At 63.8% G+C, this 23,452-nt stretch carries 23 protein-coding genes and 1 riboswitch; of the genes, 18 read left to right on the top strand and 5 right to left on the bottom strand.

What is annotated here, in order from left to right; all coding sequences use genetic code 11:
- The first annotated feature begins 91 nt into the window (after positions 1-91).
- The 12 genes from ABX298_RS13435 (at position 92) to ABX298_RS13380 (ending at position 11,918) form a co-directional block, all read left to right on the top strand.
- Positions 92-739, top strand: coding sequence for a DedA family protein (locus ABX298_RS13435; RefSeq protein ID WP_025337547.1), 648 nt, complete (start codon positions 92-94; stop codon positions 737-739).
- 9 nt (positions 740-748) lie between these two features.
- On the top strand, positions 749-1,564 hold the full coding sequence (locus ABX298_RS13430) for a zinc-dependent peptidase (RefSeq protein ID WP_247846846.1): 816 nt from the start codon (positions 749-751) through the stop codon (positions 1,562-1,564).
- A 93-nt stretch (positions 1,565-1,657) separates the two neighbouring features.
- Complete coding sequence (gene ppa / locus ABX298_RS13425) at positions 1,658-2,185, top strand: inorganic diphosphatase (protein WP_003255365.1); 528 nt, start codon at positions 1,658-1,660, stop codon at positions 2,183-2,185.
- A 276-nt stretch (positions 2,186-2,461) separates the two neighbouring features.
- Positions 2,462-3,163, top strand: a complete 702-nt coding sequence (locus tag ABX298_RS13420) for an XRE family transcriptional regulator (protein ID WP_286918591.1) — start codon at positions 2,462-2,464, stop codon at positions 3,161-3,163.
- Between the two features lie 432 nt (positions 3,164-3,595).
- On the top strand, positions 3,596-4,747 hold the full coding sequence (locus ABX298_RS13415) for an efflux RND transporter periplasmic adaptor subunit (protein ID WP_238067218.1): 1,152 nt from the start codon (positions 3,596-3,598) through the stop codon (positions 4,745-4,747).
- Positions 4,744-5,430 carry an ABC transporter ATP-binding protein gene (locus ABX298_RS13410; RefSeq protein WP_367393212.1) on the top strand — a complete coding sequence of 229 codons (687 nt, stop codon included), beginning with the start codon at positions 4,744-4,746 and terminating at the stop codon, positions 5,428-5,430. Before ABX298_RS13415 ends, ABX298_RS13410 begins: the two co-directional genes overlap by 4 nt.
- Positions 5,430-6,641 (top strand): ABC transporter permease, encoded by a 1,212-nt coding sequence (locus tag ABX298_RS13405; RefSeq protein ID WP_075046931.1) that lies wholly within the window; start codon positions 5,430-5,432, stop codon positions 6,639-6,641. Before ABX298_RS13410 ends, ABX298_RS13405 begins: the two co-directional genes overlap by 1 nt.
- On the top strand, positions 6,641-7,837 hold the full coding sequence (locus tag ABX298_RS13400; RefSeq protein ID WP_274120394.1) for an ABC transporter permease: 1,197 nt from the start codon (positions 6,641-6,643) through the stop codon (positions 7,835-7,837). The genes ABX298_RS13405 and ABX298_RS13400 overlap by 1 nt, the downstream gene beginning before the upstream one ends.
- A 367-nt stretch (positions 7,838-8,204) precedes the next feature.
- The gene (locus ABX298_RS13395) at positions 8,205-9,950 is read left to right on the top strand and encodes a copper resistance system multicopper oxidase (RefSeq protein WP_367393211.1); all 1,746 of its coding nucleotides are present in this window, start codon (positions 8,205-8,207) and stop codon (positions 9,948-9,950) included.
- Complete coding sequence (locus ABX298_RS13390; RefSeq protein WP_286100956.1) at positions 9,947-10,294, top strand: hypothetical protein; 348 nt, start codon at positions 9,947-9,949, stop codon at positions 10,292-10,294. The genes ABX298_RS13395 and ABX298_RS13390 overlap by 4 nt, the downstream gene beginning before the upstream one ends.
- Positions 10,284-11,231 carry a copper resistance protein B gene (locus ABX298_RS13385; RefSeq protein WP_367393210.1) on the top strand — a complete coding sequence of 316 codons (948 nt, stop codon included), beginning with the start codon at positions 10,284-10,286 and terminating at the stop codon, positions 11,229-11,231. The genes ABX298_RS13390 and ABX298_RS13385 overlap by 11 nt, the downstream gene beginning before the upstream one ends.
- Before the next feature lie 9 nt (positions 11,232-11,240).
- The gene (locus ABX298_RS13380) at positions 11,241-11,918 is read left to right on the top strand and encodes a c-type cytochrome (RefSeq protein WP_367393209.1); all 678 of its coding nucleotides are present in this window, start codon (positions 11,241-11,243) and stop codon (positions 11,916-11,918) included.
- Between the two features lie 19 nt (positions 11,919-11,937).
- On the opposite strand, the gene ABX298_RS13375 is transcribed toward ABX298_RS13380, so the two are convergent.
- The 4 genes from ABX298_RS13375 to ABX298_RS13360 form a co-directional block, all read right to left on the bottom strand.
- Positions 11,938-13,047: an NAD(P)/FAD-dependent oxidoreductase gene (locus ABX298_RS13375; protein ID WP_367393208.1), complete on the bottom strand. Its 1,110-nt coding sequence runs from the start codon at positions 13,045-13,047 to the stop codon at positions 11,938-11,940.
- 155 nt (positions 13,048-13,202) lie between these two features.
- Positions 13,203-13,466, bottom strand: a complete 264-nt coding sequence (locus ABX298_RS13370; RefSeq protein ID WP_085693275.1) for a DUF3077 domain-containing protein — start codon at positions 13,464-13,466, stop codon at positions 13,203-13,205.
- 156 nt (positions 13,467-13,622) lie between these two features.
- On the bottom strand, positions 13,623-13,865 hold the full coding sequence (locus tag ABX298_RS13365; protein WP_085693277.1) for a hypothetical protein: 243 nt from the start codon (positions 13,863-13,865) through the stop codon (positions 13,623-13,625).
- Between the two features lie 327 nt (positions 13,866-14,192).
- On the bottom strand, positions 14,193-16,370 hold the full coding sequence (locus ABX298_RS13360) for a TonB-dependent siderophore receptor (protein ID WP_367393207.1): 2,178 nt from the start codon (positions 16,368-16,370) through the stop codon (positions 14,193-14,195).
- Between the two features lie 182 nt (positions 16,371-16,552).
- Here ABX298_RS13360 and ABX298_RS13355 point away from each other — a divergent pair, with 182 nt between their 5' ends.
- The 3 genes from ABX298_RS13355 to ABX298_RS13345 all read left to right on the top strand — a co-directional run bounded on the left by ABX298_RS13355 (position 16,553) and on the right by ABX298_RS13345 (position 19,563).
- On the top strand, positions 16,553-17,245 hold the full coding sequence (locus ABX298_RS13355; protein ID WP_286100953.1) for a response regulator transcription factor: 693 nt from the start codon (positions 16,553-16,555) through the stop codon (positions 17,243-17,245).
- Positions 17,245-18,582: a sensor histidine kinase gene (locus ABX298_RS13350; RefSeq protein WP_286100952.1), complete on the top strand. Its 1,338-nt coding sequence runs from the start codon at positions 17,245-17,247 to the stop codon at positions 18,580-18,582. The genes ABX298_RS13355 and ABX298_RS13350 overlap by 1 nt, the downstream gene beginning before the upstream one ends.
- A 90-nt stretch (positions 18,583-18,672) precedes the next feature.
- Positions 18,673-19,563, top strand: a complete 891-nt coding sequence (locus ABX298_RS13345; protein WP_367393206.1) for an alpha/beta hydrolase — start codon at positions 18,673-18,675, stop codon at positions 19,561-19,563.
- A gap of 181 nt (positions 19,564-19,744) precedes the next feature.
- Here ABX298_RS13345 and ABX298_RS13340 read toward each other — a convergent pair whose 3' ends face one another.
- Positions 19,745-20,950 carry an RtcB family protein gene (locus ABX298_RS13340; RefSeq protein WP_085705910.1) on the bottom strand — a complete coding sequence of 402 codons (1,206 nt, stop codon included), beginning with the start codon at positions 20,948-20,950 and terminating at the stop codon, positions 19,745-19,747.
- A 91-nt stretch (positions 20,951-21,041) separates the two neighbouring features.
- A riboswitch (FMN riboswitch) is annotated at positions 21,042-21,183 on the top strand.
- A gap of 80 nt (positions 21,184-21,263) precedes the next feature.
- On the opposite strand from ABX298_RS13340, the gene ribB reads away from it, so the two are divergent.
- From ribB to ispA, 3 genes are all read left to right on the top strand, one after another.
- Positions 21,264-21,914, top strand: coding sequence for a 3,4-dihydroxy-2-butanone-4-phosphate synthase (gene ribB / locus ABX298_RS13335; protein WP_025337529.1), 651 nt, complete (start codon positions 21,264-21,266; stop codon positions 21,912-21,914).
- A gap of 207 nt (positions 21,915-22,121) precedes the next feature.
- Positions 22,122-22,364 carry an exodeoxyribonuclease VII small subunit gene (locus ABX298_RS13330; protein WP_003255380.1) on the top strand — a complete coding sequence of 81 codons (243 nt, stop codon included), beginning with the start codon at positions 22,122-22,124 and terminating at the stop codon, positions 22,362-22,364.
- Positions 22,361-23,248, top strand: coding sequence for a (2E,6E)-farnesyl diphosphate synthase (gene ispA / locus ABX298_RS13325; RefSeq protein ID WP_039614624.1), 888 nt, complete (start codon positions 22,361-22,363; stop codon positions 23,246-23,248). The genes ABX298_RS13330 and ispA overlap by 4 nt, the downstream gene beginning before the upstream one ends.
- The last annotated feature ends 204 nt before the right edge of the window (positions 23,249-23,452 follow it).

Genomic DNA, 23,452 nt, shown 5'->3' with positions numbered 1-23,452 from the left:
GACTTAGCCGTATAATGGCCCACCTGTCATGTGTGAAAATTTACCCATCCTCAGGTAACCGAGCCTACGCCCAAGAACACAGGTGCTGTACATGGATTTCAACCCGCTGGACCTTATCCTGCATCTCGATGCCTACCTCGATCTGCTGGTAACCAATTACGGTCCCTGGATCTACGCCATCCTCTTCACCGTGATCTTCTGTGAAACCGGGCTGGTGGTCATGCCCTTCCTGCCCGGCGATTCGCTGCTGTTCATTGCCGGCGCCGTGGCCGCCGGTGGCGGCATGGACCCGTTGCTGCTGGCCGGCCTGCTGATGGCCGCCGCAATCCTCGGCGACAGCACCAACTACGTGATCGGCCGCACGGCCGGCGAGCGGTTGTTCAACAACCCCAACTCGAAAATCTTCCGTCGCGACTACCTGCAGCGTACCCACGACTTCTATGAACGCCACGGCGGCAAGACCGTGACCATGGCGCGCTTCCTACCCATCCTGCGCACCTTTGCACCGTTCGTCGCCGGCATCGCCCACATGCACTACCCGCGCTTCCTCGGTTTCAGCGTCGCCGGTTCGCTGCTGTGGGTCGGCGGCCTGGTGACCCTGGGCTACTTCTTCGGCAACGTGCCATTCATCAAGCAGCACCTGTCGCTGATGGTGGTGGGCATCATCATCCTGTCGCTGGTGCCGATGATCCTCGGCCTGCTGCGTGGCCGCCTGGGCCGCACGGCCAAGGCCCACTGAAACCTGCAGATGTGGTCGTTCAGCGCCTGGCGGCGCAAGCGCACCCTGGCGCGCTACCCCATCACCCCCCAGCAATGGCAGGCCGTGCGCGAGCGCCTGCCGATGCTGGATGGCATCACGGACGAAGAAGATCGCTGGCTGCGTGAAGCCTGCATCCTGTTCCTGCTCGACAAGCACCTCACCTGCCTGCCCGGCGTCGAGCCGGATGACGAGCAGCGCCTGTTGCTGGCGGCCCAGGCACAGTTGCCGCTGCTGCACCTGGGCGAGCTGAACTGGTACCAGGGTTTCCACGAAATCATCCTCTACCCCGACGACTTCAAGAGCCCCCAGCGCCACCGCGATGCCAGTGGCGTGGAGCACGTGTGGGACGGCGAGCACAGCGGCGAGGCCTGGCAGCAGGGCCCGATCATCCTCGCCTGGAACGGCGTGCTGGCAAGCGGTGGCTGGGAGGCCTACAACCTGGTCATCCATGAACTGGCGCACAAGCTCGACATGCTCAATGGCGATGCCAACGGCCTGCCGCCGCTGCACAGCGGCATGCCCGTGGATGAATGGGCAACCGCCATGCAACAGGCCTATGACGACCTCAACCGCCAGCTGGACGCCAACCCCGAGGCCGAAACCGCCATCGACCCGTATGCCGCGGAGAACCCCGCGGAGTTCTTTGCCGTCACCAGCGAGTACTTCTTTAGTGCCCCCGACCTGCTGCAACAGGCTTATCCACAGGTCTACCGCCAGTTGTCGCTGTTCTACCGCCAGGACCCACTGGCGCGCCTGTGCCGGCTGCAGGCCGAACACCCGGAATACCGCGAAAGCCACGCCTGACGGGGCCGCACATCAGGCCAGGCGTGGCATGCCCATGCAGAATGTGCCTATAATCGCCGCCACTTTTTTGGTCAAACACGGGGGCACTGCCCAATGAGCTACAGCAAGATTCCGGCGGGCAAAGACCTGCCGAACGACATCTACGTCGCCATCGAGATCCCGGCCAACCACGCGCCGATCAAATACGAGATCGACAAGGACAGCGATACCCTGTTCGTCGACCGTTTCATGGCTACCCCGATGTTCTACCCAGCCAACTACGGCTTCATCCCGAACACCCTGGCCGATGACGGTGATCCGCTGGACGTGCTGGTCGTTACCCCTTACCCGGTAGCCCCAGGTTCGGTTATCCGCGCCCGTCCGGTCGGTGTGCTGAACATGACCGACGACGGCGGCGGCGACGCCAAGGTCATCGCTGTTCCTCACGACAAGCTGTCGCAGCTGTACGTCGATGTGAAGGAATACACCGACCTGCCAGCCCTGCTGATCCAGCAGATCGAGCACTTCTTTGCCAACTACAAAGATCTCGAGAAGGGCAAGTGGGTCAAGATCGAAGGCTGGGAAGGCGCTGACGCCGCCCGTGCCGCGATCACCAAATCGGTTGCTGCCTACAAGGGCTGATGCCGGTTGCATGAAAAACCCCGCCTCGGCGGGGTTTTTTTATGCCTGATGGATGGCTGGTCGCCCTGGCACTGGATGACCTGCCTGCGCAGAAGCAACTGCCTTGCTCAAATTCTAATTGCTGGCCCGCTCCCACAGGAACCGTGCACTTGCTTGGGAGAGTAAAAAATCCTACGCAGTCCTACTCCAACGCCCTACAAACAGGCGCTTTTCACACAAGCCCCATCAACATCTGGTTCATATCCTTGCCGGCACCCCGCCGCTACACTCGCCGCCATGAACACATCCGGCGACCGACTCAAAGCCCTCCTCCACGAATGTGGCCTGACCTCTTCCGATTTCGCCGCCCAGCGCAGCGTCACCCCCCAGCACGTCAACAACTGGCTCAAGCGCGGCGTGCCTTTGGCCCGGCTGGACGAAATGGCCGACCTGTTCTGCGTGCATCGTCGCTGGTTGCGCACGGGCGAAGGCCCCAAGCACCACAACCCGATCCTGCGCAGCTGCCCGCCAGGGCCGGCGCCGGCCAACCCGCGCACGCCGCTGTCGGCGCAAGGCGGCCGGGCACTGAAGGTGCCCTTTTACGAACTGCACAACGGCCTGCTGTCGCCCGTGGCGGGCAAGCACATGTGCCTGCCCGCAAAAGCCCTGAAAGAGTTGGGAGTGCATGCCGACAACGCCATCTGCCTGGCGATGCCCGCCAGCAACATGACACCGCTGATTCCGCTGCAGGCCACCCTGGCCATCGACCTGGGCATGACCCAGGTGTTCGAGGGCGAAACCTATGCCCTGCTGCACAACGGCGTGCTCAGGGTGAACAACCTCAGCCTCGGCCAGCACGGCACGCTGTACCTGCACAGCCATGATCGGCGCAACTATGCGGTCGAACGCTACACCACCGCCCAGCGCCAGACACAAGGGCTGGAGATTCTGGGCTGGGTGTTCCACTGGTCGCATTTCCGCCAGCAACGGCCCGACTGAAACAACCTGTGCCATTTTTTGCTGGGCATCCTGCGCGCGCCCTTGTATGCTACGCCGCACATTCAGCCCCGACCGGCGCGAGCCGCGGTCCAGAGGGCTCGGCGATATCCCACACGGGCATCTGCCATCTCTTTCAGGCCCTTGATGGCCACACAGTTAAGGCGATTGCGGCTTACCATAAATTAGTCGGAAGCGTCCCCGAGAAGCCGGCCACAAGCCGGCTTTTTAATGCCCGCCATTCTCATCCTCTGAAACCTTCTGCAGCCTTCCCATGGCCAGGGAATCGCCGCTGCGTGAGCGAAAAAAATCTCATTCGCCATTTATCTGACACTATACTAACGCTCATCCGAAAATCGTCGGATAAATGACGTTTCGCGTGGACCTTTCACCCTCCTGATCTAGGCTCAAGCCATATGGGAGGAGGTGTAGTCCATGCGCAAATTATTGATTGGCTCGTCGATCCTGGCTTGTCTCGTGGTGCTGGGCGGCTGGTTGAGTCGACCGCAGCCGGTGCCGGTCAGGCTGCTGGAAGTTGAGCGGGGGCCGGTGGAGACGGTGGTGGCCAACACGCGCGCGGGTACGCTGAAGTCCTGTCGACGCTCGCACCTGTCCTTCAATGTCGGCGGCCAGGTTGCCGAGTTGCTGGTCAGCGAAGGCCAACGGGTCCAGCCGGGTCAGGTGCTCATGCGCCTGCGGCAGGACGAGCAACAGGCCAGGCTGCAGGAAGCCGAGGCGCGGCTGGAGGCCCAGCGCAACACCCGCGAACAGCGCTGCCAGCAAGCTCTCCTCGACCGGCGCGACCTTGATCGCCTCGGCCAGTTGGCCGACCGCAAGTTGATTGCCGCCGATCGCCTCGATCAGGCGGCGACCAAGGCCAACCTGGCGAAGTTGATGTGCAGTGCCAGTGCCGTGCTGATCCGCGAGGCCGACGCCAGCCTGCAGCTGCAGCGTTCACTGCTGGAACAGACAACCCTGCGTGCACCATTCGCCGGCATCGTCGCAGAAATCAACGGCGAACTCGGCGAGTTCGTCACCCCTTCGCCGCCAGGTATTCCCACGCCGCCGGCAGTCGACCTGATCGACGACAGCTGCCTGTTTGTAGAGGCACCGATCGATGAGGTGGACGCTGCCCGGGTTCATCCGGGAACCGCCGTACGGATCAGCCTGGATGCCTTCCGTGGTCAGCATTTCACCGGCCGCGTCAGCCGCATCGCGCCCTATGTGCGCGAACTGGAGAAGCAGGCGCGCACCGTCGATGTCGAGGTGCGCTTCGACCAGCCGCCGGCAGACCTGGCCCTGCTCACCGGCTATAGCGCCGATGTCGAGATCCTCCTGGAGCAGCACGCGGGCGCCTTGCGCATCCCCACCGAGACCCTGCTGGAGGGGCAGCGTGTGCTGCGATATGACCCGAGCGCCCGGGTGTTGCGCGAGGTGCAGGTGCAAACCGGGCTGAGCAACTGGCGCTGGACCGAGGTGCTTGCAGGGCTGGACGAGGACGCACGCATAGTCGCCAGCCACGAGCAGGAAGGGCTCAAGGATACGGTGGCGGTGATCCCGGTGGATGCCGCGGAGACCAAGAAATGATCCGCCTGCGCGGCGGCAGCCGCAGCTTCCAGTTGGGCGAACAGCAGGTGATGGGCCTGGATGGCCTGGACCTGGACATCGCCGCCGGTGACTACATGGCGGTGATGGGCCCGTCGGGCTCGGGCAAGTCGACCTTGCTGAACATCCTCGGACTGCTCGACGCGCCGAGCGCCGGCGAATACTGGCTGCAGGGCGAGGCCACGGCGGCGCTGAGCGAGGCGCGCCGCGCCCAGTTGCGCAGCCGACTGATAGGTTTCGTGTTCCAGTCCTACCACCTGATCGCACGGCTGACGGTGCTGGAAAACATCGAGCTGCCGATGGTCCTCGCCGGCATTGGTGCGGCACAAAGGCGCAAGCGCAGCAGCCAATTGGTGGCACGCCTGGTGCTGGGCGAGCGCATTGCCCACCGCCCGGCCGAGCTGTCCGGTGGCCAGCGCCAGCGCGTGGCGATCGCCCGGGCGATGGTCATGCAACCGGCGCTGCTGTTGGCCGACGAACCCACCGGCAATCTCGATAGCCAGGCCGGCGCAGAGGTCTTCAGCCTGCTGGAGGAGCTCAACGGCGAGGGGCTGACCCTGATAGTGGTAACCCACGATGCCAACCTGGGCGCCCGTGCACAGCGCCAGCTGCACATGCGTGACGGGCGGATCCACAGTATTGCGCCGCAGTGGGCGCTGGCCTGATGCGCGCTGCCGATGCCCTGGGCTTCTGGCTAGGTGCCTTGCGTGGGCATCGCTCGCGCAGCCTGATGCTACTGCTGGCCATCGCTATCGGGGTGGTCGCGGTCAACCTGCTCACCGGTCTTGGCGCGGGCGCGCGGGCCTTCGTCCTGAACGAGTTCTCGCTGCTCGGGCGCGACATCCTCATCGTTTTCCCGGGGCGCAAGGAAACCACCGGGCGCATGCCGCCGCTCACCGGCCTGACGCCACACGAGTTGACCTTGCAGGATGTCCAGGCCATCACCCGGTTGCCGGGCATCCGCCGGGTCGCGCCGCAGCAGGCCGGGCAGATGGAGGTGATAGTCGGCAACCGCAATCGTGAAGTGCTGACGCTGGGCACCACCCGGGACTTCTTCGCCATTCGCCAACTGACCGTCGTACAAGGCCAACCCCTGCCGACGCTGGACCCTGAGCAGGCCGAGGCCGTCTGCGTGATCGGCGGCAAACTCCGGCGCGAGCTGTTCGGGGCTCGCCCGGCCTTGGGTGAATGGTTGCGCGCTGGCGACCGGCGCTTCCGGGTGGTCGGCATCCTCGGTGAGCGGGGCGAATCGCTGGGGATGGATTTCGCCGAGATGTTGATCATCCCGGTGGCCAGCGCCCAGGCCTTGTTCAATAGCGAGGGCTTGTCGCGGGTGTTTGTCGAGGTGCATGGTCCGAGCTTTCTCGACCGTAGCAAGCAGCTGATACTCGCCGCGCTCAAGGAGCGCCACGAGGGTGAGGAGGACGTCACCCTGGTCAGCCAGGACAGCCTGCTCAGCGCCTTCGACCAGATACTCGCGGTGCTGACCCTGGCGGTGGCCGGCATTGCCGCGATCAGCCTGCTGGTGGCAGGCATCCTGATCATGAACGTGACCTGGATTGCGGTGAGCCAGCGCAGCGCCGAGATCGGCCTGCTCAAAGCCATAGGCGTGACGGCGGCGCAGCTGCGCCTGCTGTTCCTCGGCGAGGCGGCGTTGTTGGCCCTGACTGGGGCACTGGCAGGGCTGCTGCTGGCCGAAACCTTGCTCTGGCTGGGGCGCCTGGCGTTCCATCTGCCGCTCTATGCCCCCTGGTGGGCGCGGGCTGGCGCAGTGCTGCTGGCACTCGGCACGGCGCTGCTGTTCGCCTGGCTGCCGGCCGCTCGGGCCTCCGCGCTGGAGCCGGTGGCGGCGCTACGCCCGCCGGGGGCGCACTGATGCGCTGGCAAGATGGTTTCCGGCTGACCAGCTCGGCGCTGACCTGCCGCCCGCTGCGCAGCCTGCTGACCCTGCTCGGGGTAGCGATCGGCATAGCCGCCGTGGCGCTGCTCACGGCCATAGGCGAAGGCGTGCGCGGCTATGTGCTGGAGAACTTCTCGCAGTTTGGTACGCGGATCATCACCGTGCGCCCGGGCAAGACCCAGACCAGCGGCCTCGGCGGCCTGCTCGGCAGCGTGCGGCCACTGACCATCAGTGACACCGACGCCCTGCGGCGCTTGCCGCATGTCGAGGCGGCGGTGCCGATCATTCAGGGCAGCGGGAATATCCAGTTCGGTCAACTGAGCCGGCGCAGCGACATTCTCGGTGGCGGCCATCAGATGGCGCAGGCCTGGCGCATGCAACTGAGCCTGGGCGAGTTCCTGCCCCCGGCCCGTGACGGCCGTTCGCCGCCCTATGTGGTGCTCGGCCATCAGCTGCGTACCGAACTGTTCGGGGCGCGCAACCCGCTGGGTGAGCTGATCCGCGTCGGCGGCGTGCGTTTCCGGGTGATCGGCGTGATGGCGGAGAAAGGCCAGTTGCTCGGTTTCAACCTCGACGATATTGCCTACATCCCGGTGGACTGGGCGGAAAGCCTGTTCAACCGCACCGGGGTGGTCAAAGCCCATGTGGTGTTTGGCGCCGCTACCACTTCACGGGCATTGAGCCGGCAGATTCGCGAGGTGCTCGGCGAACGACACGGTGCGGAGGATTTCAGCCTGACCACCCAGGACGACATGCTGCGCAGCTTCAACCGCGTTCTCGGCACCCTGAGCCTGGCCATTGGTGCCTTGGGGGGCATTTCGCTGCTGGTCGGCGCCGTCGGCATTCTCACCATCATGACGACCACTGTGGGCGAGCGCACGGCAGAAATCGGCCTGTTGCGGGCGATTGGCGCCAGTCCGCGGCAGGTACTTGGGTTGTTTCTCGCTGAAGCGACGCTGCTGTCCCTGGCCGGTGGCCTGCTTGGCCTGCTGTTGATGGGCCTGCTGCTGGGGCTACTGTACCTGGCCATGCCGAGCCTGCCCTTGGCGCTGCAACCGCTGTTTCTGCTGCTGGCGCTGCTGCTGGCGGCGGTGCTCGGCATTCTTGCCGGCCTGGCCCCGGCCGTGCGGGCGGCCCGCTTGCATCCGGTGGCGGCACTGCACATCGAGTAGCGGCCAGGCCAAAGAGCCCCTTGATGGGGCTGCTTTGCAGCCCTTCGCGGGCACGCCCGCTCCCACAGAATACATAACCCAAAAATTTCGCAGGGCCTTGTGGGAGCGGGTTTACCCGCGAACACCGGCAAAGCCGGTGCCATACACCGCGTCGCATTCTTCGCGGGTGAACCCGCTCCCACAGGGTGCGCGGCGCGCTTACTGAATTTGACCCACCGCAAGCTGACAGAAAAGTAATCTGAAGCTCAGCCAGCTGACAGCGCAGGTCCGCTAGCGTGAAGGAAGATTGTGGGGCTTCTCGCCCCACGGGCTGGGGCGCTCAACCGCCTGAATACCAGCAACTTTTCGACTGACTGGACGCAACGGCATGCAAAGCAAAACCACCAGACGCTCCTTCGTCAAAGGCCTGGCCGCTACCGGACTGCTTGGCGGGCTGGGCTTGTGGCGCACGCCGGTCTGGGCCGTGACCAGCCCCGGCCAACCGAATGTGCTGAGCGGCACCGACTTCGACCTCTACATCGGTGAGCTGCCGGTCAACATTACCGGCACTGCACGTACAGCGATGGCAATCAACGGCTCCATTCCCGGGCCCATCCTGCGCTGGCGCGAAGGCGATACCGTCACGCTGCGTGTGCGCAACCGCTTGCAGCAGGACACCTCCATCCACTGGCACGGCATCATCCTGCCGGCGAACATGGACGGCGTGCCGGGCCTGAGCTTCCATGGCATCGCCCCAGACGGCATGTATGAGTACAAGTTCAAGGTCCAGCAGAACGGCACCTACTGGTACCACAGCCACTCCGGTTTCCAGGAGCAGGTCGGGGTGTATGGTGCCCTGGTCATCGACGCGAAAGAGCCTGAGCCGTTCACCTATGACCGGGACTATGTGGTCATGCTCAGCGACTGGACGGATGAAGACCCTGCACGGGTGCTGTCCAAGCTCAAGAAGCAGTCTGACTACTACAACTACCACAAGCGCACGGTGGGTGATTTCGTCAACGATGTGAGCGAAATGGGCTGGTCCGCCGCGGTAGCCGACCGCAAGATGTGGGCCGAGATGAAAATGAGCCCCACCGATCTCGCTGACGTGAGCGGTTACACCTACACCTACCTGATGAACGGCCAGGCCCCGGACGGTAACTGGACGGGCGTGTTCAAGCCGGGCGAGAAAATCCGCCTGCGCTTCATCAATGGCTCGGCCATGACGTATTTCGATGTGCGAATTCCCGGCCTGAAGATGACGGTTGTCGCGGCGGATGGGCAGCATGTCAAACCCGTTGCGGTCGACGAGTTCCGCATCGCCGTTGCCGAAACCTACGATGTCATCGTCGAGCCCGAAAGCGAGCAGGCTTACACCATCTTCGCTCAATCCATGGACCGTACCGGGTATTCCAGGGGCACCCTGGCTGTTCGCGAAGGCTTGCAAGCCCCTGTTCCAGCTGTCGATCCACGGCCGATCATTTCCATGAGCGATATGGGCATGGATCACGGCGACATGGCTGGCATGGACCACGGCAGCATGGCAGGCATGGACCACGGCAACATGGCCGGCATGGACCATGGCGACATGGCTGATACCAGCGCGCCCATGCAGAGCCACCCAGACTCCGAGACCAACAACCCCCTGGTCGACATGCAGACCATGACCCCCACACCAAAACTGGGCGATCCGGGCATCGGCCTGCGTGACAACGGCCGCCGCGTGCTGACCTATGCGGACCTGCGCAGCACCTTCCCGGACCCGGACGGCCGCGCGCCTGGTCGCACAATCGAGCTGCACCTCACCGGCCACATGGAGAAGTTCGCCTGGTCCTTCGACGGCATCAAGTTTTCCGATGCCGAGCCACTGCGCCTCAAGTATGGCGAGCGCCTGCGCATCACCCTGGTCAACGACACCATGATGACTCACCCCATCCACCTGCATGGCATGTGGAGCGACCTGGAGGATGAGAACGGCAACTTCATGGTACGCAAGCACACGATCGACATGCCGCCTGGCTCAAAACGAAGCTATCGCGTCACGGCAGATGCCCTGGGGCGTTGGGCCTATCACTGTCACCTGCTGTTCCACATGGAAATGGGCATGTTCCGCGAAGTCCGTGTGGACGAATGAACTGGAGATCCGAGATGAGCAAACCAATGAAACGAAGCGCGTTTTTCCTTTCTGCCGTGATGGCCGGCCTGTTTGCCGTATATGCCCCGCCGTCGTGGTCCGGCGACAACAACCAGCAGCCTGCCGATGGCGCAAAAACCAAGGGTGCTCAAGGCATGGACCATGGTTCGATGAAGGGCATGGATCATGGCGCCATGAAGGGCATGGACCACGGTTCGATGAAGGGCATGGACCACGACGCCATGAAAGGAATGGACCATGGCTCGATGCAAGGCATGGACCACGGCAAGATGATGGAATCCCATGGCAGCGACAAAGCCAAGGCAGGGAAAGATGCTCAATAGCCTGGCACGACCATCGCTGCTGGCATTGACCGTTTCGCTCGGCGTGCTGGGCGCTGCGCCCAGCTTCGCCGCTGAAGAAATGGACCATTCGATGATGGACCACGGCAAGATGGATCATGGCAGCATGCCGGGCATGGATCATGGGTCCATGGATCATGGAGCCATGAACCATGAAGCGATGGACCATTCGAAAATGAACCACGGCTCGACGGATACGCCGACGACCAGCCGTACCCCGATCCCGGTCCTGACCGACGCCGACCGCCAGGCAGCCTTCCCCCCATTGGGCGGGCATCAGATGCACGACAGTGCTATCAACAGTTTCTTCCTGCTGGACCAGCTCGAGTACCAGGACGCCGATGAAGGCAGCACGCTGGCCTGGGATGCTTCGGGCTGGGTAGGCGGCGATATCAACCGGCTGTGGATCCGCTCCGAAGGTGAACGTACCAACGGTGTCACCGAGGATGCCGAATTGCAGCTGCTGTACGGCCGCTCGATCAGCCCATGGTGGGATGTGGTTGCCGGGGTGCGCCAGGACTTCAAGCCTGAATCCCCCCAGACCTGGGCGGCGTTCGGTATCCAGGGCATGGCGCTTTACGACTTCGAAGCCGAAGCCACCGCGTTCATTGGCGAGAACGGCCAGACTGCCGCGCGCCTGGAAGGCGACTACGACATTCTGCTGACCAACCGCCTGATCCTGCAGCCGACCGCTGAAGCCAATTTCTATGGCAAGAACGACCCTGGGCGCGGTGTGGGGTCCGGCCTGGCAAATACCGAAGTCGGGCTGCGCCTGCGCTATGAAATTGTCCGCCAGTTCGCCCCCTACATCGGCGTCACCTGGAACCGCTCCTACGGCAAGACCGCCGATTTCATCCGCGACGAGGGTGGTGATGTGGATGAAGCGCGTTTCGTGGCCGGTATCCGCATGTGGTTTTGAGAACCAGACATGAAAAGAACAATAACAACGCTTGTTGCAGCAGGCGCGGTGGCCAGCGTGGCCGTGCTGGGTGCTGCGTACTCCGGCCTGGTCAACGTCGGGGCCGATGATCCCCATTTCCCCGCCGTGCATGCCTTTCTGGCCATGGCACGGGACCGATCGATCGCCGTACGGGCCAGGGACATCGAGGTGCCGGACCTGAAAGATGAAGCGCTGATTGGTACCGGCGCCGGTAACTACAACGCCATGTGCATCGGTTGTCACCTTGCCCCTGGCGTCGAGAAGACGGAGCTCAGCCAGGCTCTGTATCCATCGCCCCCCAACCTGACCAAAAGCGGGATTGGTGGCGACCCCGCTGCGGCGTTCTGGATCATCAAGCACGGCATCAAGGCCTCCGGCATGCCGGCCTGGGGCAAGAGCATGGGCGATAAATACATCTGGGGCATCGTCGCCTTCCTGGACCAGTTACCCCAGTTGAACGCCGAACAATACAAAACGATGGTCGCGGCCAGTGGCGGCCACCAGCATGGTGGTGGCGAAAGTGAAATGCACAATCATGAAGGCCAGCACCGCGGCAACGTGCCTGGCCACCACGGTGAGCAGGCCTCGGGCGCAGGCCAGCATGATGAGGGGCATTCAAAGGCCCATACTCATCGTGATGGCAAGCAGCACATGCATAAAGACTGAAGGCAGCTTCGCCCTGCCCTCAGTTGTCACTCAGGGTATGCAGCACGCGATCCGCCAATGCCAGGCAACTGGTCAACCCCGGTGACTCGATGCCAAACAGGTTCACCAGCCCCGGCACACCATGCTCGGCGGGCGTACTGATGAAAAAGTCCGCCGCCGGGTCCAGCGGGCCGCTGATTTTCGGGCGGATGCCGCTGTAGGCCGGTTGCAGGCTGGCGTCGGGCAGGTCGGGCCAATAGCGCCGTACGGCGGCATAGAAGCTGTCGCCGCGCCGGGGGTCTACCGGGTAGTCGATATGTTCCACCCACTCCACATCCGGGCCGAAGCGCGCCTGGCCGCCCAGGTCGAGGGTCATGTGCACGCCCAGGCCGGCGTGTTCCGGTGCGGGGTACACCAGGTGCCGAAATGGCGCACGACCGCTCAGGCTGAAATAGCTGCCTTTGCATAGATAGGCCTGGGGCACATGGGCCGGGTCGAGGCCGGTGATGTGCCCAGCGACTTCAACTGCCGATAACCCAGCGCAGTTGACCAGCCGCTGGCAGGTCAGGCTCATCGGCTCGGCACCGCCCATGTCCAGGTTGAAACCGGCCTCGATCACCCGCGCGGCAAGCAGTGGGGTATGCAGTACCAAGGTGGCGCCCGCAGCCTCGGCGTCACCCAGCAGGGCGAGCATCAAACCGTGGGAGTCGATGATGCCGGTGGACGGCGACCACAGCGCGGCGACACATGACAGCGCCGGCTCCAACTCACGCGCCTGGTCGGCGTCGAGCCATTGCAGGTCATCGACACCATTGCGCCGGCCCTGCTCCAGCAGGCGCTGCAAGCCTTCGACCTGGGCCGCATCGGTGGCGACGATCAGTTTGCCGAGGCGCTGGTATTCAACGCCCCGACTGTCGCAATAGGCATACAGGCGTTGCTTGCCCTCGACACACAGCTGCGCCTTGAGGCTGCCATCGGGGTAATACAGGCCGGCGTGGATCACCTCGGAGTTGCGCGAACTGACCCCGACGCCAATACCCTCGCCCGCCTCCACCACCAGCACTTCATGGCCAGCCTGGGCCAAGGCACGCGCCACCGCCAGGCCGACCACACCGGCCCCGACCACCACACACTCGATATCAACGCTCACCTGCACCTCGCTTGTCGAAAGGCTTGACTGGCCTGTATTACCCCAGGCGCCACTCTAATCAAGCGGGCGATCAGGTGTATACCGACAGGTCTGACAGGCGCTGAAATTGCCAAGGCGAACCCCTTGCGGCCTTCACACAACCTGAAGGCAAATACTCACTGCTTCATACCCAACTCAGCATCATCCATCAGCGCCTTGGCCATCGCACTCAAGTAATGCGCAGCCCAGATCATCATCGGCTTCTCATCCATCAGGCCGGTGATGGTCAGTTCGCGGACATAGCCCATCAACTCTGAGGACTGCTCGCGGGCATCGCGGCAGGGGATGCCGGGCTCGATGCGGAACAGTGGGTGGGTGCCATGTTCGCCTTGGTAGAACGTGGTCTTGCCGACAGTGAAATGGGTGTCTTCTGTGGTCATTTTTGAATCCCCTGAAAATTCTCGACTGCCTGGACGGGCCCTTTCGCGGGTGAACCCGCTCCCACAGGTACTGTGCAAGTCTTGAAGACTGTGGTGATCCTGTGGGAGCGGGTTTACCCGCGAAAGGGCCCGCCCAGACAACACATCTCTCAAGCCTCAGTGCAAAGTTCTGGCCCCAGTGGGCATCTGCACCTGAATCAATGCCGACTCCAGCAAAGCCCGCAGCGTCTCCAGTTCATGCATCGACGTCATCATCAAAACCGACGCCGGCGACTTGGGCTGCAGCAGCATGGCCTGATGCACAACGGTCGCAGCGCACAGCGCATAGTCCGTGGCCTGGATCAGGGTGTCTTCAAGGGAATGAATATCGTGGGGTGGATCGGGGACAATCTTAAGCATGGTGGGGTTCTCAGTTGATTGGCTAGAACCGCCACTCATTACTTGCAGTGTGATGGGTGGCGGCCACGTACAGGTCTGCAAGACCGGCAGAGAACGAAACCGGCAGGTTCGAAAACCTCCCGTACGCAGCCACCATCAAGCGCGCGCAATGGCATGCCATTGGCTATTGGTGATCGGTAATCGTTCTCTGAGCGGGCTTGCAGGCCCGGTCGCTGATTTGGCAACGACAGGGCCACACTAGGCCGCCAGGAACACCACCGCAATGGCTCAAGGGCGCTAGGAAGCTATTTCAGAAATGGCCTACGCGCAACGGGAAAAATCTGATTATCAGAAGTCATACCGCGCCCCAACCATCATGCTCCGCGACGGCCCGTAGAAGTTGAACGTCGAGGTCGACCCCACCCGCGACAGGTAGTCCCGGTCGAACAGGTTGTTGATGTTGAAGGTGGCCGTCAGCTTCGAGGTAACCGGATAAGACAGCATTGCATCCACCGTCGCATAGCCTGGCGCGTCGATGCGCACACCGCCGTTCTCGGAATAGAAGTTGCTCATCGCCGAAATACCGCCACCAATGGCCAGGCCGTTCAGCGGCCCTTGGCTGATGGTGTACTTGCTCCACAGCGATGCCTGGTTGCGCGGCATGATGAAGAAGGTGGTTTCGGCATCGCCCTTGAGGGTTTCGGTTTCCATCCAGGTGTAGCCGGCCAGCACTTCCCAGTTCGGCGCCAGCTTGCCGCTCACTTCCACTTCGGCGCCTTTCACACGGGTCTTGCCGGATGCAACAGAGTCAGTGGTAGCGACACCGTCGGCGTCATACACGGTGGTCGCGCGGTTCTTGTCCGTCAGGCGGAACACCGAAAAGCGAGTATTCAGGTCGCCGCCGAAGTAGCTGCTCTTGAGACCGAACTCGTACTGCTCGCCCTCACGCGGCTTGAGCACCCGGCCATTGCTGTCGGTGTCGGACTGCGGCTTGAAAACCTGCGAATAGCTGGCGTACAGCGCATGGTTCTCGGTCAGGTCGTAGACCAGGCCGCCATACGGGGTGAAGTGGCCATCCACGCGCTTGCTGTCGTTGGTGGTGGCGCCGCTGCTGAGGGTAGTGGTGTAGAAATCACCGCGGTACCAGCTGAAGCGGCCCCCGGCGATCAGCGCCAGACGCTCGACCGGGCGGAAGGTGACCTTGGAGTACAGGCCGTATTCCTCTTCCTGCATACCGGTCTCGGTGCTGTAGTTGGGCGATGGCTTGGCGAACTGCTTGGGCGAGTATGTATCGACGTTGATGGCGCCCAGGTTGGTTGTGCCGTTGAGGTACTCGGTGTCGTAGTTCTTGTAGTCGCTGCCGACCACGAATTCGCTGACCTGGCCGAAGGTTTCGAACGGCTGGCTGTAGCTGGCGTCCAGCGAGTAGGTGTCCTGGGTGAAATCGCGGGCGCTGGCGCGCTCGGAGTTCGCGCCAGTGGTGGCGTTGGTCGCGGTGAAGGCGTACAGGTAATTGGTGTCGCGATGCGAGCCACGGGCTGCGACACGGCCATAGCCGCCGTTGTCGAAGCGGTGGGTCAGCTCGGCGACCAGGTCGGTGGTCTTGCCGTCGAAGTAATTCCAGTCAGCCCCCAGGAACTTCGAATGGCTGAAGTCGGGTACTTCGCCGGACAGCGTTGCCGGATAGCCATTGTGCGGAGTGATGTTCTTCACTTCATGAATCAGGCCGAACGACAGGGTGGTGGCGTCGTCCAGGTCGACGTCCAGCGCACCGTAGTAGCTGTTGCTGGTGTTGGCGTTGTAGTCGACCTCGCCATTGGTGTCGTCACGCGAGGCGATGAAGCGCCCGCGCACGCGGCCGGCATCATCCAGCGGCCCGCTCAGGTCGATTTCTTCGTGGTTGGTGTCCCAGGTGCCATAGCTGCCTTCGACGTGCCCCTGGAACTCGGCGGTCGGGCGCTTGCGCACCATGTTGACGATGCCGCCCAGTTCGCTGGTGCTGCTGAACAGCCCGGCCGGGCCACGCATGATCTCGACACGGTCGAATGCCGCCAGCGACGGTACTGTACCGAAGATGCTGGCCATGGGCGCCGGCAGGCCGTCGATATTGAATTCGCTGTACTCGTAGCCACGGGCGTAGATCGACGAACGGCCACTGTCGTTGGTCAGGGTTCGCAGGCCGGCGGTGTACTTGGCCAGGTCATCGAGGTGCACGAACTGGCGGTCCTTGACGTAGTCCTGGGTGTAGACGGTGATCGATTGCGGGATGTCCTTGAGCGCTGCGGGGGTCTTGGTGCCCACGGTGGCGGCATCCACGCTGTAGCCGCCAGTTTCTTCCGACGGCAGCATGTCATACAGGCGGTTGCCTTCGATGGTCAATGCCGGCAGGTCAAGCGCGCTGTCCTCGGCAGACGCCTGAGTCGCTACCGTCTCGGCCAGTGCCGACAACGAAAACGGCGCCAACAGCCCCAGCACCAGCCAGCCCCGAACCCGTCGCGAGTCCCCCAAACTTTTGAAACTGCTCATGACACACCCTTTCCCCAAATGGTAGTAATTCGCAAACGAAACAAGTTGCTTTTTGCGAACGATACCGAAGGGAAATCGGGGGTGCAGCAGGATTAACCTTCTTAACACATCCAGGCGTTGCCCTCGCCCTGCCGGCAATGGGATGATTCGTAACTGATACGAATTCTCATTCAAGGCTCGCTGTGCCCACCTCACTTCTCCTCACCGAAGACGACCCACGCCTGCGCCAGGACCTGGAACGCCATTTCCTCAACCGGGGTTTCCGGGTGCACGCATGCGCCACCGGCGCCCAGGCCCTGGCTGCCATACAGCAATCACGGTTCGAGCTGGTGCTGCTGGATATCATGCTGCCAGGCATCGACGGCCTCAGCCTGCTCGACGAGTTGCGCCAGCAGCAGGCGGTGCCGGTCATGCTGATGTCGGCGTTGGGGGCCGAGCAGGATCGCATCAGTGGCTTTACCCGGGGCGCGGACGATTACCTGCCCAAGCCCTTCAGCCTGGCCGAGCTGGACGCCCGGGTCGATGCATTGCTGCGGCGTGTGGCGTTCGATCGTGGTACGGCGCTGCGTGCCGATGTCGGCGAGGTGATGCTCGACCAGGACCGCCAGGACGTTATCCACAACGGCAAGGCTGCCGGCCTCACCGCGTCCGAATTCCGCTTGCTGGCCACCCTGCGGGCCCACCCCGCCGAAGCCTTGAGCAAACCATTTCTCTACCAGACCGTGCTGCACCGGGCCTACACCCGCCTGGATCGCGGCCTGGATGTGCATGTGTGCAACCTGCGCCGCAAGCTGGCCGACATCGATGCCCAGCACCTGCAGATCCAGGCCGTACGCGGCCAGGGGTACATCCTGGTCGACACGGAACAAGCCTGATGCGCCGTCATCCCCTGCTATGGAAACTGGCCGTACTGCAGGTTGGCTTCTGCCTGTTGCTGACCTGGCTGATCTGGACCTGGGGCCTGTCGGTGGAGCGCAGCACCTACTTCCTGTCCCAAGCCGACCAGGACTACCTGGCGCGCTTTGCACAGCAAGCCGAACAGGCCTGGGAGCAAGGCGGCGCGGAGGGTGCCGAGGCCTGGCGCAGGCAACTGGAACAGGCCGAGGGCACTTGGGTGGCGCTGGTCGGGCCGCACCTGCAGAGCCTTGGCAGCACCCCACTGAGCGCTGAGGAAGCTAGCCACCTGACTTTCATGCGCAAGCTCGACTGGCCGATGAGCCGGCGCCTGCAGGATGAACTGCCCTACGTCAGCATCGAGTTCCCGCAACACCCCGAGCACGGTCGCCTGGTAATGCAACTGCCCGAACACCTGTTGCCTACCGGCCTGACCCCATGGACCCATGTGATCACCCATGGCGTTGCCCCCACGCTACTCGCCCTGCTGCTGGTTCTGGCGCTGTACCGCCACCTTGTGGTGCCACTGAACCGCCTGCGCGACCGCGCCGACGCCCTGCGCGCCGACGACCTCGACAGCCCGGCCCTGCCCCTGCAGGAGCGGCGCGATGAGCTTGGCGAACTGGCGCAGGCCTTCGAGCACATGGCCGGGCGCCTGCGCCAGAGCCTGGAGCAGCAGCGCCTGTTGCTGCGCACGCTGTCTCACGAACTGCGCACGCCGCTGGCGCGGCTGCGCATCGCCCATGACAGCGGCTTGCCGCCGGCCCAGTTGCGCGAGCGCCTGGACCGCGAGGTCGCCGACATGCAGAAGCTTCTGGAGGACACGCTGGACCTCGCCTGGATGGACACCGAACAGCCCAGCTTGCCGACCGAACCGGTATTGATGGTTTCGGTGTGGGAAGCCTTGTGCCAGGACATCTGCTTCGAAAGCGGCTGGGACCGCGCCCGCCTGCCCTGCTCGCTCGGCCCCGACTGCGTGGTGCAAGCCCACCTGGACAGCCTGGCCCAAGCCCTGGAAAACCTGATGCGCAATGCCATCCGCCACTCGCCGGCCGAGGGCCGGGTCAGCCTGGATGGCTGGTTGGAGGGCGACTGCTGGCACCTGCGCCTGAGTGACCAGGGGCCCGGGGTGCCGCACGCCGAGCTCGAACGCATCTTCAAGCCCTACCAGCGGCTGGCCGACAGCGGCGCGGGCTTCGGCCTGGGCCTGGCCATCGCCCGCCGCGCCATCGAACTGCAAGGCGGTCGCTTGTGGGCCAGCAACGGTCACCCAGGCCTGTGCCTGCACATGACTTTGCCGATGGCCAGGACTGTTTAGAAAGTTAATGCGCTTTACGCTCAATCAGGACTGATTATCATCTTGGCGTTTCTGCCTTGCGCTCCCTGCAAAGCGCTGATGAGACACTTGATGAGCAAGATGACCCTGACGCTGGCTTTGGCACTGGCCCTTGCGGCCCCTGCTGCCCTGGCGCAGCCCGAGCATCAACAGAGGATGGATACCTCGCTGCTGCAGCGCCAGGACCTGGCCTACCGCTTCAGCCAGCTCGACCTGGACTCGGCCGATGGCCAGCGTCATTACCGCTTGTGGGTCGGCAAACCAGACCGCCCGGCGCCAGCGGCGGGTTACCCGGTGCTGTGGATGCTCGATGGCAACGCCGCGCTGGGGGCGCTGGACAGCCTGCTGCTGGGCAAACTTGCCGCCGGCCAGGCGCCATTGCTGGTGGCCGTGGGGTACCAGACCGATCAGCGGATCGAGCGGGTCGGGCGTACCTATGACTACACCCCGGCGTTGCCTGGTCAGGCTGCGCAACTGGATCCGTTGACCGGGCAACCGAGCGGTGGCGTGGACGAGTTCCTCGATCTGCTGAGCGAGCGCATGCGGCCGCTGGTGGCGGGTGTGGCACCGATCGACCTGCAGCGGCAGACGTTGTGGGGGCATTCCTACGGTGGGTTGGCCGTGCTGCATGCGCTGTTCACCCGGCCTGGGGCTTTCAGTGACCATGTGGCGGCCAGCCCTTCGCTGTGGTGGCATGACGGTGCGATCGTGCGTGAGGCGCAGGGGCTTGACCAGCGCTTGGGTAGCAGCCGGCCTCGATTGTTGCTGATGCGCGGGAGTGAGGAGCCGGCTAACCCGCGCATGCCGGTGCAAGGGGATGGAGAACGGGCAGCGCGGGAGCTGGTGGCAGACCTGGCCAAGGTGCCGGGGTTGCAGGCACGGTTCGAGCGGATTGACGGGCTGGGGCATGGGCCGATGTTGCCGGCTTCGCTGAAGCGGGTGATTGAAGGGATGTCTCGATAATCCTGCACTGGCCCCTTCGCGGATAAACCCGCTCCCACAGAGCCCCCACAGGCTTCACTTTCAGTTGCAACCTGCGCCATCACAGGCTTCATCTTTTCATGCCAACCTGTGCCCCATAGGTTCACTCGATCCCTGTGGGAGCGGGTTTACCCGCGAAGAGGCCGGCACAGGCAGCACCCCGTCAGCCCTTCACACACACCACCTGCCGCAAGGTGTGCACCACCTCCACCAATTCCTGCTGCGCGCGCATCACCGCATCGATGTCCTTGTAGGCCATGGGGATCTCGTCGATCACCTCCTTGTCCTTGCGGCATTCCACATGCGCCGTGGCCCGCCGCTGGTCTTCCACGGTGAAGCGGCTCTTGGCCTTGGTCCGGCTCATCACCCGGCCGGCACCATGGCTGCAGGAACAGAAAGATTCCTCGTTGCCCAGCCCTCGCACGATGAAGCTCTTGGCCCCCATCGAGCCGGGAATGATGCCCAACTGCCCTTTCTGCGCCGACACCGCCCCCTTGCGCGTCACCAGCACCTCTCGGCCAAAATGCTGCTCGCGCTGCACATAGTTGTGGTGGCAGTTCACCGCTTCCAGGCTGGCCTCGAACGGTTTGCCCAGCGCCTTGCGAGCCGCACCGACCACCGCCAGCATCATCAGCTCGCGGTTCTGCCTGGCGTAGTCCTGCGCCCACTCCACCGCTTCGACGTAGTCGGCGAAATGGCGGCTGCCTTCCTCGAAATACGCCAGGTCCTTGTCCGGCAGGTTGGCCAGGTGCTGGCGCATGTCGGCCTGGGCCAGTTCGATGAACAGGTTGCCGATGGCATTGCCCACGCCCCGGGAGCCGCTGTGCAGCATGAACCAGACGCGGTCGGCCTCGTCCAGGCACACCTCGATGAAGTGGTTGCCGCCGCCCAGCGTCCCCAGGTGATGGCGGTTATTGGTCTTCTCCAGGCGCGGGTACTTGTCGGTGATGGCCTTGAAGCGCCCGGCCAACTGCCCCCAGGCCTTGTCCGCCTTGGCGGGCACATCGGCCCAGGCGCCCTGGTCATGTTTGCCGAAGGTCTTGCCATGCGGCACGGCGTGCTCGATGGCATTGCGCAGGCCATGCAAGTTGTCCGGCAGGTCGCGGGCGTGCAGCGACGTGCGCGCGGCGATCATGCCGCAGCCGATATCCACACCCACCGCGGCGGGGATGATCGCGCCAACCGTGGGTATCACACTGCCAATGGTCGAGCCCTTGCCCAGGTGCACGTCCGGCATCACTGCCAGGTGCTTGAAGATGAACGGCATCCTGGCCGTGTTGAGCAGTTGCTTGCGGGCGTCGTCTTCCACCGGTACGCCGTCGGTCCACAACTTGACCGGCTTGCCGCCGGCGACCTGGAGAATGTCCATGGGGTTGTTCCTCGAATGCATAGCCGAATGATACCGCCAAAGGTCGTAGAGCCGTGGGTTGCCAGCGAGGTGGCAATGTGCTGTATGCTTGGCGGGTCTTCAGGGCGGGGTGAAAGTCCCCACCGGCGGTAAATCGAAAGGTGAGCCCGCGAGCGCCCCGGCCATGCCGGGGGTCAGCAGATCTGGTGAGACTCCAGAGCCGACGGTCATAGTCCGGATGAAAGAAGGCGTCAGGCAGGGGCCATCCGGGCGCCCCTGCGCGCGCATTTTGTTCGCCCCGAGACGTTCATCGATCATTCACGAGGAGCGTTTCATGTCCACCAGGCACCACCCGCAATTCCCAAATGTCAGCGCCGCCATCGCCGCCTTCCAGGCCGGGCGCCCTGTACTGCTGCTCGACGACGACGACCGCGAGGACGAAGCGGACATCATCGCCGCCGCCGAGAACATCTCGCTGCAGACCATGGCCATGATGATTCGCGATTGCAGCGGCATCGTCTGCCTGTGCCTGGACGAGGCCACCGTCGACGAACTGCAACTGGCACCCATGGTGCAGAACAACCAGGCCCGCCATGGCACAGGCTTCACCGTCACCATCGAGGCGGCGGAAGGCATCACCACCGGGGTGTCCGCCCAGGACCGCATCACCACCATTGGCGCGGCACTGCGCTCCACCGCGGACCAGCGCCATATCGTCAGCCCGGGGCATGTGTTCCCGCTGCGCGCCCGCAATGGCGGGGTGCTGACCCGCCGTGGCCACACCGAAGGCTCGGTGGACCTGGCACGCCTGGCCGGGTTGCGCCCGGCGGCAGTGCTGTGCGAACTGATGAACCCCGATGGCACGATGGCCCGTGGCGAACAGGTGGCGGTGTATGCGCGGCAATACAATCTGCCGGTGCTGACCATCGAGGAACTGGCGCGGTACCGTGAGGCCATGCTGGAGCTGGAAGCAGAGCCAGCCTGATCCACCGCACGGGGCCGCTTTGCGGCCCATTCGCGGGTAAACCCGCTCCCACAGGGACCGCGCAGACTCGGAACCGGTGCAGTACCTGTGGGAGCGGGTTTACCCGCGAAGAGGCCGGCAAGTCCAACCTCAGGCTGCCTGAAGTTTGCTCCCCCCGCCCCGCTCTGCTAGTGTCGCGCCGTTCTGAATGCCACCGAGACAGTCGCCATGGCCCGCAAAAAAGCCTCCCTCGATTTCGAGCAATCCCTCGCAGACCTGCAAGCACTGGTCGAGCGCCTGGAGAACGGCGAGTTGTCGCTGGAAGAGTCGCTGGCCGCCTTCGAGCAAGGCATCGCCCTGACCCGCGATTGCCAGGGCGCCCTGGCCCAGGCCGAACAGAAGGTGCAGATCCTGCTGGAACGCGATGGCGAACTGGCAGCACAGCCCTTCGACGCGGAGCCGGAAGCATGATCGGCACCTACCAGGCCAGCTGCCAGGCGCGGGTCGATGCCGCCCTCGAACCGTTGTTCGTCGCCCCGACCAAGGAACTCGAACGCCTTTACGCCGCCATGCGCTACAGCGTGATGAACGGTGGCAAACGCGTTCGTCCGCTGCTGGCCTATGCGGCCTGCGAAGCCTTGGGCGCCCCGGCCGAACAGGCCAACGGCGCAGCCTGTGCGGTGGAACTGATCCACGCCTACTCGCTGGTGCATGACGACCTGCCGGCCATGGATGACGACGACCTGCGCCGCGGCCAGCCGACCACCCACAAAGCCTTCGATGAAGCCTGCGCGATCCTCGCCGGCGACGGTTTGCAGAGCCTGGCCTTCAGCGCCCTGCTCGACCCGCGCCTGAGCCCGCAGGCCGACAGCATTCGCCTGGCCATGGTCCAGGCCTTGGCCAAGGCTGCCGGCCCGGCAGGCATGGTCGGTGGCCAGGCCATCGACCTGGGCTCGGTTGGCCTGAAGCTGGACCAGCAGGCGCTGGAGTTCATGCACCGGCACAAGACCGGTGCGCTGATCGAAGCCAGCGTGCGCCTCGGCGCCCTGGCCAGCGCCCGCGCCGAACAGGCGCAACTGGATGCCCTGCAGACCTATGCACAGGCCATCGGCCTGGCGTTCCAAGTGCAGGACGACATCCTCGACGTGGAAAGCGACACCGCCACCCTGGGCAAACGCCAGGGGGCCGATATCGCCCGTGACAAACCGACCTACCCGGCACTGCTGGGCCTGGAAGCGGCCAAAGCCTATGCGATCGAACTGCGCGACCAGGCGCTGGTCGCACTGCAAGGGTTCGGCGAAAAGGCCGAACCGCTGCGGGCGTTGGCGCGTTACATCGTCGAACGCCGCAACTGATTTGATTGGGGCCGCTGTGCGGCCCATCGCCGGCAAGCCAGCTCCCACAGAGCCCCCACAGGCCTTGAGCATTGTGAACAACCTGTGGGAGCTGGCTTGCCGGCGATAGGCTGCAAAGCAGCCCCGATGCTACACCCGTCTGAATGGGCAGTATTTCCTACAATGGGGTAAACTGCCGCGTCTTCACACACCTATAACGACTCG

This window comes from Pseudomonas sp. X4, assembly GCF_040784925.1.
GTDB lineage: Bacteria > Pseudomonadota > Gammaproteobacteria > Pseudomonadales > Pseudomonadaceae > Aquipseudomonas > Aquipseudomonas putida_Z.
Note: the sequence above shows the minus strand (reverse complement) of the source record. Positions and strands in the feature narration are given on the sequence as shown.